General features: G+C 70.9%; 9 protein-coding genes and 1 pseudogene. 9 read left to right on the top strand and 1 reads right to left on the bottom strand.

The features are described 5' to 3' along the window. The first annotated feature begins 11 nt into the window (after nucleotides 1-11). On the top strand, nucleotides 12-2,546 hold the full coding sequence (locus FNH05_RS01030; protein ID WP_144584922.1) for a hypothetical protein: 2,535 nt from the start codon (nucleotides 12-14) through the stop codon (nucleotides 2,544-2,546). Next, complete coding sequence (gene mycP, locus FNH05_RS01035) at nucleotides 2,543-3,790, top strand: type VII secretion-associated serine protease mycosin (protein ID WP_144584924.1); 1,248 nt, start codon at nucleotides 2,543-2,545, stop codon at nucleotides 3,788-3,790. Before FNH05_RS01030 ends, mycP begins: the two co-directional genes overlap by 4 nt. A 176-nt stretch (nucleotides 3,791-3,966) precedes the next feature. Here the strand turns inward: mycP and eccCa are convergent, their stop codons facing one another. Then, nucleotides 3,967-7,959: a type VII secretion protein EccCa gene (gene eccCa, locus FNH05_RS01040; RefSeq protein WP_144584926.1), complete on the bottom strand. Its 3,993-nt coding sequence runs from the start codon at nucleotides 7,957-7,959 to the stop codon at nucleotides 3,967-3,969. A 184-nt stretch (nucleotides 7,960-8,143) separates the two neighbouring features. Here eccCa and eccD point away from each other — a divergent pair, with 184 nt between their 5' ends. The 7 genes and pseudogenes from eccD to FNH05_RS01075 form a co-directional block, all read left to right on the top strand. Beyond that, a complete protein-coding gene (gene eccD / locus FNH05_RS01045; protein ID WP_246127406.1) occupies nucleotides 8,144-9,490 on the top strand; it encodes a type VII secretion integral membrane protein EccD in 1,347 nt (448 codons plus the stop codon). Then, on the top strand, nucleotides 9,490-10,920 hold the full coding sequence (gene eccB / locus FNH05_RS01050) for a type VII secretion protein EccB (protein ID WP_144584930.1): 1,431 nt from the start codon (nucleotides 9,490-9,492) through the stop codon (nucleotides 10,918-10,920). Before eccD ends, eccB begins: the two co-directional genes overlap by 1 nt. Before the next feature lie 165 nt (nucleotides 10,921-11,085). After that, nucleotides 11,086-11,418 carry a hypothetical protein gene (locus FNH05_RS01055; protein WP_144584932.1) on the top strand — a complete coding sequence of 111 codons (333 nt, stop codon included), beginning with the start codon at nucleotides 11,086-11,088 and terminating at the stop codon, nucleotides 11,416-11,418. A gap of 53 nt (nucleotides 11,419-11,471) precedes the next feature. Further along, a complete protein-coding gene (locus FNH05_RS01060) occupies nucleotides 11,472-11,765 on the top strand; it encodes a WXG100 family type VII secretion target (protein WP_144584934.1) in 294 nt (97 codons plus the stop codon). Between the two features lie 91 nt (nucleotides 11,766-11,856). Beyond that, the gene (locus tag FNH05_RS01065) at nucleotides 11,857-12,285 is read left to right on the top strand and encodes a hypothetical protein (RefSeq protein ID WP_144584936.1); all 429 of its coding nucleotides are present in this window, start codon (nucleotides 11,857-11,859) and stop codon (nucleotides 12,283-12,285) included. Nucleotides 12,286-12,343: 58 nt separating this feature from the next. Then, a complete protein-coding gene (locus FNH05_RS37720) occupies nucleotides 12,344-15,379 on the top strand; it encodes a hypothetical protein (protein WP_186382304.1) in 3,036 nt (1,011 codons plus the stop codon). Between the two features lie 3 nt (nucleotides 15,380-15,382). Then, nucleotides 15,383-15,599: pseudogene (locus FNH05_RS01075) on the top strand (hypothetical protein); the annotation flags it as partial.

Genomic DNA, 15,599 nt, shown 5'->3' on the forward strand with positions numbered 1-15,599 from the left:
CGGGAGTGAAGATGGATCGCAATGCCGACCGGCAGTCGCTCGACGAGTTGGTCGCCGAGCCCCAGGGCGGGCACCTGCTGGTCCGCCACCGCACCGAGCCCGCCGCTGACGCCGGTCCGCGGCATCCCGCTCCCGCCCAGCTGATCGTGCTGATCTCTCCGCGGGCGCGGCAGGTGCCCTCGCTCGTCGCGGCCCTGCCCGCCCTGCTGCGCCCGCTGCCGGAGGGTGTGCGGTCGCTGTGCGTCGCCCTGCCCGGGCTGGCCGCCGATCCCGCACCGGTCCAGGTGCTGGCGAAGGAACTCGACATCGAGGTCCTCGCCCCGGACGGCGAATTCGTGCCGGAGCCCGCCGCAGCCTGGTACGCGGGGCACGGCAGCGGGGGCACCGGCTGGTGGCGTTTCCGGCCCGACGCACCCCCCGCCTTCGCCGGGGCCCGCCTCCCGGCGCCCCGGTGGGAAGGCGCCGTCCCCGTCACCGCCGTCCCGCTGGACGCCGCGACGGTCGCCGAGCCGGTGGCGGCCGGGATCCTCCTCCGTTCCGTGGACGCACCGGCTGCGGGCGTGGGGCATCCCGCGTTCACCGTGCCCGTCGACGAGCACTTCCCCAAGGTTCTGGTCGGTGGCGCGGGTCCGGTGCCGACCCCGGCCGCGGTGGCGGCCGTGCTCGACCGGCTCGCCCCGGTGGGGCCGGTTCTCGTTCCGGTAGACCCCGGGGCCTCGTCGCACGTGTGGCAGGCCGAACTCGCGTTGCGCACCGGACGGGAGGTGCTGTTCACCCCGGGAGTGCCGCTCGGTCCCGCACTGGCCACGGCACTGACACCGGAAGGCGAACCGCTGTTCCAGCCCTTCCCGGCCCTGCTCCGGCAGACCGCGCGCGGCGGAGATCAGCAGGTACTGGAGGTCGGCCCGCCGCCCACCGGCTGGACGCGCAGCGGACCGCGCACCTACCGCCTGGGTGCGGGCGAGACGGCGGTGTACGCGGATGTCGTTCCGTCGGGGCTGGTGCTGAGACCGGCGTCGCCGGAGTGCGCCGCGGAGATCGCGCCGTTCGACCCGACGGGGTGGACACTGACGCTCGGCACCCCTGGGGACGTGGTCGGGCTGCGGCTCCTCGTCGCGGCGGAACGCCTGGTGGCGGGGCTGGATCCGGGCCGCCGCGCGGTGGTCCGGGTGCGCGTCGGCGGGGAGCTCGACGAACAGGCCGGGGCCATCCTCCACCGCATGGCGGAGGCCTTGCCGTCGCCGCGGGTCCCGCCGACGGGACCGGCACCCGCCGTGCCGCCGGTCGAACCTGCCGTACCGGTGGCTGAACCGGCCGTGCCGCTGGCTGAACCTGCCCCGCTGCCGCGGCCACCGGTCTCGTACGCGGCGCCGCCCATCGCGACGATGTCGAGCGTCCCGGTGTCCACCGTCTCCGAGCCGCGTCGTCCCGCCGAACAGCCGGTCCCGGAGCCCGAAGCCCCGGCCGCGGGAACCACCCCCGAAACCGGGCAGGTACCCGCCGAGCCCGTGGTCCAGGCCCCGGTGCCCCTCGAGAACACCGAGGACGTCCCGATCGCCGAGGTTCCCGAGGCAGAGGCGCCGGAGGAGCCGCACCCGGTCCAGCAGGCCGAGGACGAGTCTCCGGCCGCGCCGGTCGAACCCGCGCCGGTCGAACCGGCGGAAGCCGCCGCGGCAGGCGGTCCCGCGAAACCGCTGGTGCCCAAGGACCGCCCGAGCACCACGGCCGAACAGAACCGGTTCGCCGTGGCGGCCGGAGAGGCGTTCACCGAGGCGCTGGCCACGGTGAACGCGGCGCTGGCGGCGTGGCCGTCGATGCGGCAGGGTGACGCGAACGAGGCCAAGGCCGACTACGTCGCGGTCTGCCTTTACCTCGGCCGCGGCGAGACCGGTGCGACGCAGGTCAACGGCGCCGTCCGCGCCGGGCGGAAGGGACCGGTGGACGCGCAGCTGCCGTGCCTGGTCTCCGGTATCCGGCGGCTGCCCACGCACCGCCGGGCCGTGCTGCGCCAGGGCAGGGTGGGCGAGTCGCTGGAGCATCAAAGCAGCCCCGGAACCGTGCTCACGGAGCCGGGTTTCCTCACTGGCAGCATGGATCTCGACGTGACCGTGCCCGGGGCCGACCTCGACGTGCTGATCTGGCCCGCTTCCGCCCGGCGCACCTCCGAGCTGATGATCAGCCGCCCCATGAACGAGGTCGTGTTCGCCGCCGGAGCCCGGTTCAAGGCGCTCGCCGTGCGCACCGCGGAGGACGGCGATGACGACGGGGAAGGCGGCGACGAACGCGGTGAGGGCGTGTCCGCGCCGCGCGTGGCCGTGTTGTTCCGGGAACTGACCCCCGGCGAGTCGCCGGGCACCGAACTCGACGAACGCGACCTCATCGTGCTCGCCAAACTCGACCGCGTGCTGGCCTCGCGGCAGCAGGGCGGGGTCCGGGTCGTGGAGGATCCGGAGGTGGCCGCGCGCCTCACCACCTCGCTGCTCGAATGGCAGCCGGAGGCGGCCGAGCCGGAACTGGCCGGGCACGCCGCGGCGGCGACCCGATGAGGGCCCGCCGGTTCTCCGCCGCGACGGGCAGCGCGCTGCTGCTCGCGCTCGTGGCGGCGCCGCAACCGGCCCTGGCGCAGCAGGCCGCGACACCGTTGCCGAACAACCAGCAGACCTGCCTTCCCGCACCGCAGGGCATGGCGACGGCTGTGCCGTGGGCACAGCAACAGCTTGCGCCGCAACGGGTCTGGCCCCTGACGAAGGGCGCGGGCGTGATCGTCGGCGTCGTCGACACCGGGGTCGACGCGAGCACCCCGCAACTCGCGGGCAAGGTCCAGCGCGGGGTCGACGTGACGACCACGGACCGCGGGCCTGCCGACAGCGACTGCTACGGGCACGGCACCTTTCTCGCCGGGATCATCGCCGCGTCGAGCGTGCCGGGTACCGGCTTCGCCGGCGTGGCCCCCGACGCGACCATCATGCCGATCCGGTGCGCCACCTCGGCGGCGGGCAGTACCCCCGGCGCGCTGACGCCGGAGGGGATGGCGCGGGGGATACGCCAGGCCGTGGACTCCGGTGCGCAGGTCATCAACGTCTCCGCCAGCACGACGCTGCCGAACGCGGAACTGGCCGCGGCGGTGCGGTACGCGGCGGACCACGACGTGGTGGTGGTGGCGTCCGCGGCGAACAGCGCCCAGCAGGGCGACCCGGTGACCTATCCGGCGTCGTACCCCACCGTGATCGCGGTCGGCGCCGTGGATGCCAACGGCCAGCGCGCGGACTTCTCGCAGACCGGGCCGTTCCTGGCGCTGATGGCACCCGGGGTGGACGTGGTCAGCGTGGGCCCGGGCGGCCCCGGGCACTGGCAGGGCAGCGGTACCAGCTACGCCGCGCCGTTCGTGACGGGCGCCGCCGCGCTGGTCCGGTCCTACCGGCCGTCGCTGACCGCGGCCCAGGTGAAGCACCGGCTGGAGGTCACGGCGAACCACCCGGCCGCCACCCTGCCGGACCCGAGACTGGGCTGGGGCACGGTGAACCTGATGGCGGCGGTGACCGCCGTGCTGCCCGAGGAGTCGGCCTCCGGCCCGGCGAAGGTCGTCGCCCCGCCGCCCGCGAAGCTGCCGCGGGCCGAGCCGCGGGACGAACTCGGCCCGGTGCTGGCCGCCGTCGGTGTCATACTGGCCGGGATCTTCGCGTTCGGTCTGGTGCGGATCACCCGCCTGTCGCGGGCCGGGCGCCGTCGCGGCTGGCGGCGCGCGCGGGTCGTGGAGGTCGTGTCGTCCCCGGCGGACCCTCTGCCCTGAGGGGCCCCCTCACGGCAAGAGCCTCAGTTTGTGTCCCACGCTCCTGCGGTTGTGTCCCACCTTCGTGCGCGTGAGTCCCACGCTCCTGCGCACGAAGGTGGGACACAAGCGCCGGAAGGTGGGACACAAGCGCACGAAGGTGGGACACAAGCGCACGCGCAACGCCTGGCCCCGGTTCACTGTGCGGGTTCCCGCGGCACCAGCGGGGTCTGGACCAGCCGGACCGACCGGCGGCGGTTGACGAACTGACCCCGCCCGGGCGGCAGGGTGCGCGGCTTGAGGTTGCCCAGGAACGCCCCCTCCGACTTGGGGCAGGACAGCAGCAGCGCGGGCGTGCCCAGCTCCCACATCCGGCGGATGGCCGGGTTCATCATCGACCGGCCCGCGCCCGCCGTGCTGCGCGCGACGATCACGTGCACACCCACGTCCGCGGCGTGCGGCAGGACCGGGAGCAGCGGCTGGAGCGGGTTCACCCCGCCGCCGGTGCCCTCCGCGAGCTCGAAGTCGTCGATGATGATGTACAGGCGCCCGCCCTTCCACCAGTCGCGCTTCGGCAGCCGGCTCGGGCTGATCTCCGGGCCGGGGATGCGCTGTTCGATCGCCGAGGCCGCGCCCGCGATGGACTTGGCCAGTGCCTCCACCCCCACCGCGTACTCCAGTTGGTGCGTGGCGGGAATCGAGTCGTGCAGTTCGCGGCGGAAGTCGCCGAACATCACGCGCGCCTCGTCCGAGCTGTGGTGCGCCGCGACCGAACGCGCGATGTGCCGCAACAGGTTCGTCTTGCCGGTTTCGGCGTCGCCGTAGATCAGCAGGTGCGGGCTCGCGTCGAAGTCGTGCCACAGCGGGCCGAGTTCGACGTCGTCGATGCCCAGCGCCATCCGCATCTCCGCCGTCGGGGACGGCGCGTTCGGCGGGGGCAGCTCGGAGACCTCGAGCTTGTGCGGCAGCATGCGCACCTGCGGCGCCCTCGGCGCTTGGCGCAGGTCCAGCGCTTCGGCCAGTTCCACCGTGGCGTCGGCGAGGTCGTCCGTTGTGGACTGACCGTCGATGCGGGGCAGGGCGGCGAGGAAGTGCAGCCGGTCCGGCGTGATGCCGCGGCCCGGGATCGCGGGCACGGTGGCCGCGAAACGGCTGTTGATCTCCGAGTCGACCGGGTCGCCGAGCTTGAGCTCGAACCGGGTGCCCATCACGTCCCGCAGCCACGGCCGCATCTCCGACCACCGGTTGCTCGCGATGACGAGGTGAATGCCGAAGCTGAGCCCGCGGGCCGCGAGCTCGGTGAACCGCTCCTCGATGTCCTCGAAGTCCTGCCGGACCGTGTACCAGCCGTCGACCACCAGGAACACGTCGCCGTAGGGGTCGATGTCCTTGTGGCGTCCCTGTTTGCGCGCCCGCCGGTAGGAGGCCATCGAGTCGATGTTGTGTTCGGCGAAGATCGCCTCCCGCCGGGTCATCAGGTTGGTGACCTCCAGCACCGTCCGCGTGACCCGGTCGCGGTCGAGCCGGTTGGCGATGCTGCCGACGTGCGGCAGCTTGGCCAGCGCGGTGAGAGTGCCACCGAAGTCCAGGCAGTAGAACTGCACCTCCTCGGCGGTGTGGGTGAGCGCGAGCCCGCACATCAGCGTGCGCAGCAGCGTGCTCTTGCCGCTCTGCGGACCACCGACCACCGCGACGTTGCCCTTGGCGCCGGCCAGGTCCGCGGTGAGCAGCTCGCGCTTCTGCTGGGCGGGCAGGTCGATCAGGCCGACGGGCACCGTCAGGTCGGCGGTGTCCAGGTCGCCGACCGGGCGCGGGCCGAGTTGCGGGTGGTCCACCAGCGGCGGCAGGAGCTGGTCCAGCGTGGCCGACTCCTTCAGCGGCGGCAGCCAGACCTGGTGGGCCCGGGGGCCGACCCCCTTCAGACGTTCGATCAGCACGTCCAGCATGGTCAGCTGGCTTTCCTGCCCGTCGTTCTCCGGCTCCGGTTCCGGCTCCGGCTCGACGGTCGCGGGTGGTTCGATGTAGCGGGTGCCGAAGGGCACGATGTGCTGCTCGACCGAGGTGAGCGCGCGCTGTTGCCGCTTGGGGCGGTAGGGCGCAGAGGAGAAGGCGCCCTTGAACCGGACGAGCGTCTGGGTGTCCGGGCGCAGGTAGCCGTTGCCGGGGCTGTTCGGCAGCTCGTAGGCGTCCGGCACGCCGATGACGCTGCGGCTTTCCATCGCCGAGAACGTGCGCAGGCCGATCCGGTACGACAGGTGGGTCTCGACCTTGTGGATCCGGCCCTCGTCGAGCCGCTGGGAAGCCAGCAGCAGATGCACGCCGAGGCTGCGGCCGAGCCTGCCGATCATCGCGAACACGTCGATGAACTCCGGTTTGCTCGACAGCATCTCGCTGAACTCGTCGACCACGATGAACAGCGCGGGCATCGGCTCCAGCGGCACGCCCTGCGCCCGCGCGGCCTCGTAGTCCCGCCGGGACGCGTAGTTGCCCGCCGCGCGCAGGTACTCCTGCCGCCGGTTGAGCTCGCCGGTGAGCGCGTCCTGCATCCGGTCGACCAGTTCGAGCTCGTCGACCAGGTTCGTGATCACCGCCGAGGTGTGCGGTAACTGGTCGAAACCGAGGAACGCCGCACCGCCCTTGAAGTCGACCAGCACGAAGTTGAGGTCCTCGGAGGAGTGCGTGGTCGCCAGCGCCAGCACGAGCGTGCGCAGCAGCTCGCTCTTGCCGGAACCGGTGGCGCCGATGCACAGCCCGTGCGGGCCCATACCGTCCTCGGCGGCCTCCTTGATGTCCAGCTCCAGCGGCGTGCCCGAGCCGGAGATGCCGATCGGCACGCGCAGCCGCCGCTTGCTGGTCATCCGTTCCCGGCGGTACTTGGTGGGTTCGAAGTTCGCGACGTCACCGAGGCCGAGCAGGCCCGCCAGGTCGTAGTCCGCCGCCATCGGCTCCTGGTCCTCCTCGGTCACCTCGCCGACGCGGAACCGGGCCATGGTCCTGGCCAGCGCCCCGGCCGAGATCTCGCTCAGCCGGTCGGGCCTGCACAGCGGCTTGGCCTTCGGCTTGCCGAGCCGGTCGAAGGTGACCGTCCTGACCTCCTCGGCGTCCACTTCGAGGAAGAGCACGCCCGGTCGCGCCTGCCACGGCAGGGAACCGGACACGTCGAGCACCACGGCGTTGCGGTAGCCCTCGTCCGCGACGCGGTGGTCCTCCGGCACCCGCACCCCGTCCACCACGAGGATCACGAACGGTTCCGACGCGGTGATCGGGGTGTCGGCCTCGAACCTTGGCCTGCCGGTGAACGCCGGGCCGCCCAGCAGCAGTTCGAGCTCGGCGATGCCGTCGGCGACCAGGCGGCGGGCACCCGCCGCGTCGCGGCTTTCGGGATCCTGGTTGTGGGGCAGCCACTTCAGCCAGTCCCAGCGGTCCATCCGCTCTTCACTGGCCCAGACCGCGATCCGCGCGTCGCCGGGCGCGTGGGCGGTGGCGAACTGGCCGATCATGGCCCGGACCATGCCCAGCACGGCCTCGTCGTCGCCGCTGAACTGGATCTGCCCGAAGCCGCGCAGGTACACCGCGATCGGGGCGTTCGGCAGGGTCGAGTAGGCCCGCAGGAACCGCCGCAGCGCGTGCGCGGCCAGCGGTTCGAGGTCCTCGATCGGCTTGGTGTCGGGCGGCAGCAGCTTGAGCGTGGCACGCTGGACGCCCTGTCCGATGCGGACCTCGCCGAAGTCGTCGTGCGCGGGTCTGCGTTCCCACAGCCGGTAGCCCAGCGCGAGCGACCAGAGCGCGTGCGGGTCCGGGTGGATCCAGCGGGCGGCGCGCTGCTGCGCGGTCAGCGCCTCCCGCACCCGGCCGCGCAGCTGGGTGAGGTAGCGGATGTAGTCGCGCCGGTGCCCGTGCAGCTTCTGCTTGTGGGTCACCGAACTGCGCAGCAGCTGCGCGACCAGCATGCCGATCACCGAGAGCACCATCATGCCCCCGCCGATGTAGGACATCGTGCCGGAGCCGGGCCGGACGAACATCATCACCATGGCCATCGAGCCCAGGCCCATCGGCGCGTACAGCAGCACGTTGCTGATGCCGCCGCCGGTGTCCTCCGGCACGGCGGGCGGCTCCTGTATCTCGATCTCCGAGGCCGGGGCCGACGGCTTCGGTCGCCGAGACCGCCGGGCGAACAGGATCGTGCTCAAGGCTCTCCTCCGGTGAGTGGACTTCCCCTATTTCGCGCCGGCAGCCTTCGGCACACGGATGTTCGTGTTACGCGGAGCTACCTTTGCGCCGGGTCACGGTCTCTAGCCCTGGCAGGAAGGACCTGGACACCTGATGGAAGAGCAGACACAGCATCGCACAACTACCTCGGCGAGGCTACGGTTCGTGCTGGGGAAAAAGGCGACGGATGTGGCGCTCCCGGCCGAGGTTCCCCTCGCCGAACTGCTGCCCGCCATCCTGCCCCAGTTCGGGGCCGAGTGGATCGAGCAGGGTGCGGATCACGAGGGCTGGGTCGTGCAGCGGCTCGGCGAGGAGCCGCTCGACGAGGATCTCTCGCCCGCCGAGCTGAACCTGCTCGACGGTGAGACCGTCTACTTGCGACCCCGGGCCGACCGGCTCGCCGCGATCGACTACGACGACCTCGTCGACGGTGTCGGCCAGCAGGTCCGCGAGCATCCGGGCGTGTGGACGCCCGCGCACAGCCGGTGGATGTTCCGGATCGGCGCGGGGGTGGCCCTGCTGCTCGGCCTGTTCCTCGTCCCCGGTGCGGGTCCGGTTTGGATCCAGGCCCTGTTGACCGCGGTGACGGCGTTGCTGCTGCTGACCAGCAGCGCGCTGGTCGCCCGCGGGGCGGGAAGACCGCAGGTCGCGACGATCCTGGCGGGCGCCGGTGCCTTTTACGCCGCGGTTTCCGGTGCGCTGTGGGTGGACGCGCTAGATCCCGCCGCCACGTCGATGGTCCGCCTGACCGGCGGTGCCGTGGGCGCGCTGGTGGCGCTCGCGGCCGGGCTGGTCGCGGTCGCCGACGCGGCACTGCTGTTCACCGGTGCCACCCTGTTCGCGCTGGTGCTCGCCCTGACCGGTTTGCTCGGCGCGGTCACCCCGGTCACCCCGACCCAGGCGGCGGCGATCGTGCTGGTGGTCACCCTGATCGTCGGGGTTTTCCTGCCCGCCACGGCGTTCCGGCTGTCCGGGCTGACGCTGCCGATGCTGCCGACCGGGGCGGAGGAACTCGGCGAGGACATCGAGCCGGTGCCGCACAGGCTGGTCGTCGAGCGGGGCGCCGCCACCGTCGGCTACTCCACCGCGCTGCACATCGGGCTCGGGCTCGCCCAGACGGTGTTGCTGCCCATGCTGGTCTTCGACGGCTGGATCTGGATGCTGGTGCTGTCGCTGGTGATGGCCTTCCTGCTGTTCCTGCGCGCCCGGCACCCGGGCGCGACGGTGCAGCGGTGGTCGATCCTGGTGCCCGCGATCGTCACGGTGGTGGGAGCCCTCGTGCACGTCGGTGCGGGACAGGACCCGTTCGGCAGGCTGCTGGTCGTGTTCCTGCCGGTGTTCGCCGCCGGGATCGTGCTCCTGCTGCTCGGTGAGCGCCTGCCGGGCCGTCGCCTGCGGCCGTACTGGGGCCGGGCGGTGGAGATCCTCGAATCGGTGACCGCCGTGGCCATCCTGCCGATCCTGCTGCAGGTTCTGCACGTCTACGCGTTCATGCGGGGGTTGGCAGGCTGATGCAGTCCCGCAAGGATCAGGTCCAGGCCTATTTCTTCGTCGTCGGCAGGCTCGCGGCCGCCGTGACCCACGGCCGTCCGGACGTCCTGCAGCCGCCGAACAGGAGGCTGAACAGCGGGATGGTGCTGGGCGTCCTGCTGGCCTGTGTGCTGGCGGGGGTCTTCGGCATCTACGGTGTGTTCAAGCCCGGCGGCGACACGTCGTGGCGTCAGCCCGGGGCCATCGTGATGGACAAGAACAGCGGCGCCCGTTACGTCTACCTCGACGGACAGCTCCGCCCGGTGCTCAACTACTCCTCGGCCCGGCTCGTGTCCGGGCAGTCCGGCGGCGGGCAGGTCATCTCGGTCTCGCAGAGTTCGCTTACCGGTACCCCGGTCGGCCAGCCGATCGGCATTCCGGGCGCGCCCGACGCACTGCCGTCGGCGAACCGGCTCGACACCGGGCCGTGGACGGTCTGCACGGAGCCTGCGGGCAGCGCCCCCGGCTCGGCCGGGCCCGCCGTGACGCTGTTGCTCGGCCGGTCCGAAGGCGCGGTCCTGCAGCCGGACCAAGCCCTTGTCGTGTCCACATCGGACAGTACGAACTGGTTGGTCTGGCAGGGCAAGCGGCACCGGCTGGGCGACCGCACGGTGCTGGAGACGCTGGGCTACGGCGACGCCCGGCCGGTGCTCGTGGCGCCGAGCTGGCTCAACCCCATCCCACAGGGCCAGGACATCTCGGTGCCGGTCACGCCCGGCGCCGGGCTGCCCGGTCCGCTGATCGACGGCGTGGAGAGCGTGGTCGGCCAGGTCTACGAGGTCCGCAACCCGGCGATCGGCACGGATCAGCTCTACCTCGTGCGCCAGGACGGGATCGCGCCACTGAGCCGGACGAGCGCGGCATTGCTGCTGGCGGCACCCTTCACCAAACAGTCCTATCCGGACTCGCCGGTCCGGCCGATCGAGGTCGGACCGGCGGCGATGGCGGGAGTTCCCGCATCGGCCGGCGCGGATCTCGTCGGCGGCCTCCCGCAGGTACCTCCCCGAGCGGTCACCCCCACGGCGGACTCCTACCCCTGCGTGCTGTTCGGCCCCTCGGTGGGCGGCGAACTGAAAGCGACAGCGGAGTTGTTGCCCGCCAAGCAGGTGCGGGCGGAAGCGGTGCCGGTGGGGGCGCATGTGGCCGGCACGACCGCGGACGAGGTCGTCATCCCGGCGGGTGGCGGGGTGCTGGCGCGGGACCAGCCCGCGCCGGGGGCGACCCCCGGTCCGGCGTACCTCATCACCGAGGTCGGTACGAGGTTCCCACTGGCCGACGTGAACGTGATGGCCGCATTGGGTTATTCGGAATCCTCCGTCGTGAGGGTGCCCGCCGAACTGCTGCAATTGCTGCCCACCGGTCCGCTGCTGATTGTCCAGTGCGCACTGCAGGTATCGGCGCCGCGGTCGTGAAATGCGGTTTCCCTCATGAGGGGAGTTCCTCCCCTCCGCGGCAGGTGCGCCGGAAAGCAATTTCCGGCGCGAGGAAAAACCTATCGTCTTCAGTTGTAGCCAACCTGTGGCTCGGCACCGCTAGAGCCCGCCGAGCACACGCCACCGACAGCAGGAGGCCCACCAGTGTCCCACTCAACCCAGCTGAGCGTTGAGCAGATCAACCAGCAGGCGACGCGTCACGAAGACACCGCCAACAACATCAGCCAGCAGCTCGACCAGCTCAAGGCCCAGGTCGACGCCACGCTCCAGGCCAGCCCGAGCGCGGCGACCCGTGCACTGAGCACCACCTGCGACAACTGGATCGAGTCGGTCCGCAAGTCGGTGCTGGCGCACCTGCAGACGATGGCCGAGAACATCCGCCGTGAGGCCCACAACCAGGACGGCACCGACCAGACGAGCATGCAGACGATCATGAACCTGCCGATGGAGACCGGAAACTTCCTCGGCGTCTCCTGACCGGCCTGTTCCCGCGCGGCATCCGGACTCCCATTCCCGAAAGGACCACGATCATGTCCAGCGATCTGATCAAGTACGACTACCCGGTCATCGAAGAGTGCATCTCGATGATGAGCAAGAAGGCCCAGGAGATCCAGCAGCAGACGGACGAGCTCGAAAACGACGTCAAGCGGATCATGCAGGACTGGCAGGGTTCGACGGCCGAGTCCTACAACGCGCTCGCCAACGACATGAAGAACGACCTGGAGCAGAACCGGGCCAACCTGGACAACCTCAACTCCGCACTGCACCGGGCAGCGGACGACATGCAGCAGCAGGACAAGCGCGGCGCGGGCAACCTGCTCTAGCAGCCGCCACCGCCTGGTGTGCCGGACCGGGATCCGGTCCGGCACACCAGGTTTCGGATCCCTCGGGGCGAGACCTAAGGAGCTGCCAGTCATGTCCACCAATTTCGATGCCAACGGAATCAAGAACTCGGCGAAGAGCATCGGCGCGCTGCTCGACGACATGTCCGCCTTCACCGCACTCAAGCCGCAGTGGCCCAACGCCGGACACTTCGCGCTCGCGGAGTGGCTGGAACGGATCGTCGACGACCGCCGCAACGCCATCGTCGCGCACGCCGAGCACCTCAAGCTCGCGTTCGAGCAGATGGAAACGACGCTGACGAAGATCGCGGACGACTTCCAGAACGCCGATGGCGACAACGCCGCCAAGATCAAGACCAGTATCACCGAGCTGCAGACGCACATCATCGACGACGTGTCCAAGATGGACAAGAACACCGAGAACGACCAGCACAACTTCACCGGCGACAAGAAGTCCGGTGACGGTGACGGTTACAGCGACAACCTGACCACCCCCGTCTGACGTTCCGCCGCTCGGCCCCAGCTCGTACCGAACATTCGCCCGGTGAGGATTAGTTGCCATGCCCGATTCGTCTTACGACGGCCAGCTCGTCGGCGAGTACAACGCATCCGCGCCGGCGTTCCTGCCCGACCAGTACAAGTCGTACGGTGACCTCGAGGCGGCCGTCGGGGACCTCCTTTACACCGCTGCCAAGAACAACGGTGTAGAGGGGAGCCTGAGCAGCAACGTCACCGCGGAGGCATGGTACAAGCTCGAGTTCACGATCAAGGACGCGACGAAGAAGCTCGGTGACGTCAACACCAAGTTCGCCGCCGAGATCAAGTCGATGAAGGACCACCTGCAGGGTGACGCGGGCGACGCCTTCAACAAGTACGCCACGGATCTGCTCAACGAGAGCGAGGAGCTGTACACAACGCTCGACGGCAAGCAGTACGGCACCACCGTCGGCAACATCGGCCACACCATCCAGTGGTTCGCCAACGAGTGGTGGCGGCTCGTGCAGCAGTACGACAAGGATCGCAAGAGCCAGGAAGAGCGGATCAAACAGGCGGGCATCGACGGCATCAACTCCCTGGCCGATCTCGCCAACGACCTGTATGACTCCGATATCCAGGCCCTGATCAAGAAGATCGAGCAGGCCACGATCGACGAGATCGACAAGCTGGACAAGACGACCCAGGAGAACCTGCTCCGCGATCTGCGGAACCTCAGCACCAGCCTGGCCAACCAGTACAACGACCGCGGTGCGGAACTCGTCCCGCTGCGCATCGTCAACGGCAAGCCCAAGTCGGATGACGCGCGGTACAAGGGCAGCGGCAACAACGACGGTAAGGGCGGTAACAACGACGGCAAGGGTGGCAACAACGACGGTAAGGGCGGTAACAACGACGGCAAGGGTGGCAACAACGACGGCAAGGGCGGCAACAACGACGGCAAGGGCGGCACCGACAGCGGCAGCGGCAGCGGCAGTGGCAGTGGCAGCGGCAACGACAGTGGCAGCGGCGGCAGCGGCAGCGGTAACAGCGGCGGGAGCGGGAACTCCGACTCCGGCTACTCGAAGGGCAAGGCCGACGCCAAGAAGGCCGCGGACGACGCGATCGACAAGCTGGCAGGCCAGACGTCCGACCCGAAGACGAAGGATGCGCTGAACAAGGCCAAGGGCGCGGTCGACGACGCGATCGACAAACTCGGTGACGGTTCGAGCGGCAACGCGGGCAACCAGGCGACCGACTCGAAGGGCCAGGGCTCGCAGGGAGGACAGGGTTCGTCGAGCGGCCTGCCGAAAACGGAGAGCGGCGGTTCGCCGGGCAGTTCCGGTTCCGGTTCCGGTTCCGGTGGCGGGGCGGGCGATTCGCAGCGTCAGCAGGCGCTGGAGGACGCGAAGAAGGCGGCGAACGGCGCCATCGACGGCCTGAAGTCCCAGGGCGGCGACCCGAACACGCAGGCAGCGCTCGACCAGGCCAAGCAGGCCGCGAACAAGGCCATCGACGGCCTGACGGGTTCGGGCTCCTCCGGCGGCAGCGGCGGTTCACCCAGCGGCGGCAGTTCGCCCACCGACGCCGGCGGGGCGCCCACGCCCACGGCGTCGACGGGGGGCACCACCGGCGGCGGGAGCGGCGGAACCAGCGGAAGCGGCGGGGGTAGCGGCAACGCCGCCCGGCAGAAGGCACTGCAGGACGCGAAGGACGCCGCCAACAAGGCGATCGACGGCCTCACCGGCGCCGGAGGCTCCTCCCCGGGCACGGGCGGCGATCCGGGCGGCACCGGAAGCGGCGGCAGCGGCGGGCAGGACCCGGCACTGTCCACTCCGGAGGGTCGGAAGGCACTGCATGACGCCAAGGACGCCGCGGGCAAGGCCATCGACGGCATCGCGGGCCAGTCCGGCGATCCGGGTACCAACGCCGCGCTGCAGAAGGCCAAGGACGCCGCGCAGAAGGCGATCGACGGTCTCAGCGGTTCGGGTACCGCGGGCGGCGGCGGCAATCCGGCGACCAGTTCCAGCGGTCCCGGCGACTCCACGTCCGGCCAGACCGATCCCGGTCGGCAGCAGGCGTTGCAGGACGCGAAGAACGCGGCGGACAAGGCGATCGACGGTCTCACCGGCACCGGCACCGGCACCGGCACCGGCACCGGCACCGGCACCGGCGACGGCACGACGGATCCGGCCCACCGGCAGGCGCTGCAGGACGCCAAGCACGCGGCGGACAAGGCGATCGACGACCTGCTGAAGCAGACGTCCGACCCGAACCGGCAGAAGGCGCTGGAGGCGGCGAAGGGCGCGCTCGACAACTCGATCGACAACATGATCGACCCCAAGCACCACCAGGCCGTCGAGGACGCGAAGAACGCCGCCGCCAAGGCGATCGGCGACATCAACGCCCCGAGCGACGCGCTGGCGAAGGCCAGGGACGCGGCGGGCAAGGCGATCGACGGCCTCAACGACCAACTCGACCCGAACGCGCCCGGCCACACGCAGGCCGTTCAGGCCGCGAAGGACGCCGCGGACAAGGCCATCGACGCGCTCGCCACGCCGAACGACTCACCCGAGCAGAGGCAGGCCCTCGAAGCGGCGAAGCAGGCCGCGCACAAGGCCATCGACGGCATCGACCGGGTCGGCGCCAACGACCCGCTCGGGAGCTCGGCGCTGCGAAGCTTCCTCAGCCCGACCGATGCCACGGCCAAGGCGGCCGACGCCGCGGCCCTGAGCGGCCACGCCGGCGGCGGTGGTGGCAGCGCCGGTGGCGTCGGTGGGCTCGGTGGGCTCGGTCACCTGAGCTCGAAGCTCGACGCCGGCTTCTCGCCCGCCAACCCGGCGCAGTTCGACACGGAAGTGGCCCAGCAGCGCGGGTTCGCGGTGCCCGGCACCACTCCCGCGGTCCCGGCGACCACCGCGGCCCTGCCGCTGTCCAACGCCCAGGCGCTGGCCCAGCAGAGCCCCGGCATGCCGATGGGTGGCATGGGAGGCATGGGCGGGATGGGGGCCAATCAGCAGAACAAGGAACGGGAGCCGCAGATCTGGCTGCAGGCCGACCGGCGGGACTGGGACGACGACGACGCCGACTCGCCGCCTTCGCCGGTGCTGGGCAGGAGCTGATCCATGGCCGCCACCGACCCGGCTCCGCCGATCTTCGACCCCGAGCTGGAAAAGCTGACCTCCGACCAGATCGCCCAACTGATCAACGAGCTCCCGCCCGAGCTCTTCTACCAGCAGGCGCGGCTGTTCGATGCCGCGGCCGCGCGGATGGAGACCGTGCTCGGCGATTTCCGCCGCGAGAGCAGGCAGATGCACGAGTACTGGGGCGGCCAGGTTTCGG

Source organism: Amycolatopsis rhizosphaerae, from assembly GCF_007713715.1.
In the GTDB taxonomy this organism is placed as follows: domain Bacteria; phylum Actinomycetota; class Actinomycetes; order Mycobacteriales; family Pseudonocardiaceae; genus Amycolatopsis_E; species Amycolatopsis_E rhizosphaerae.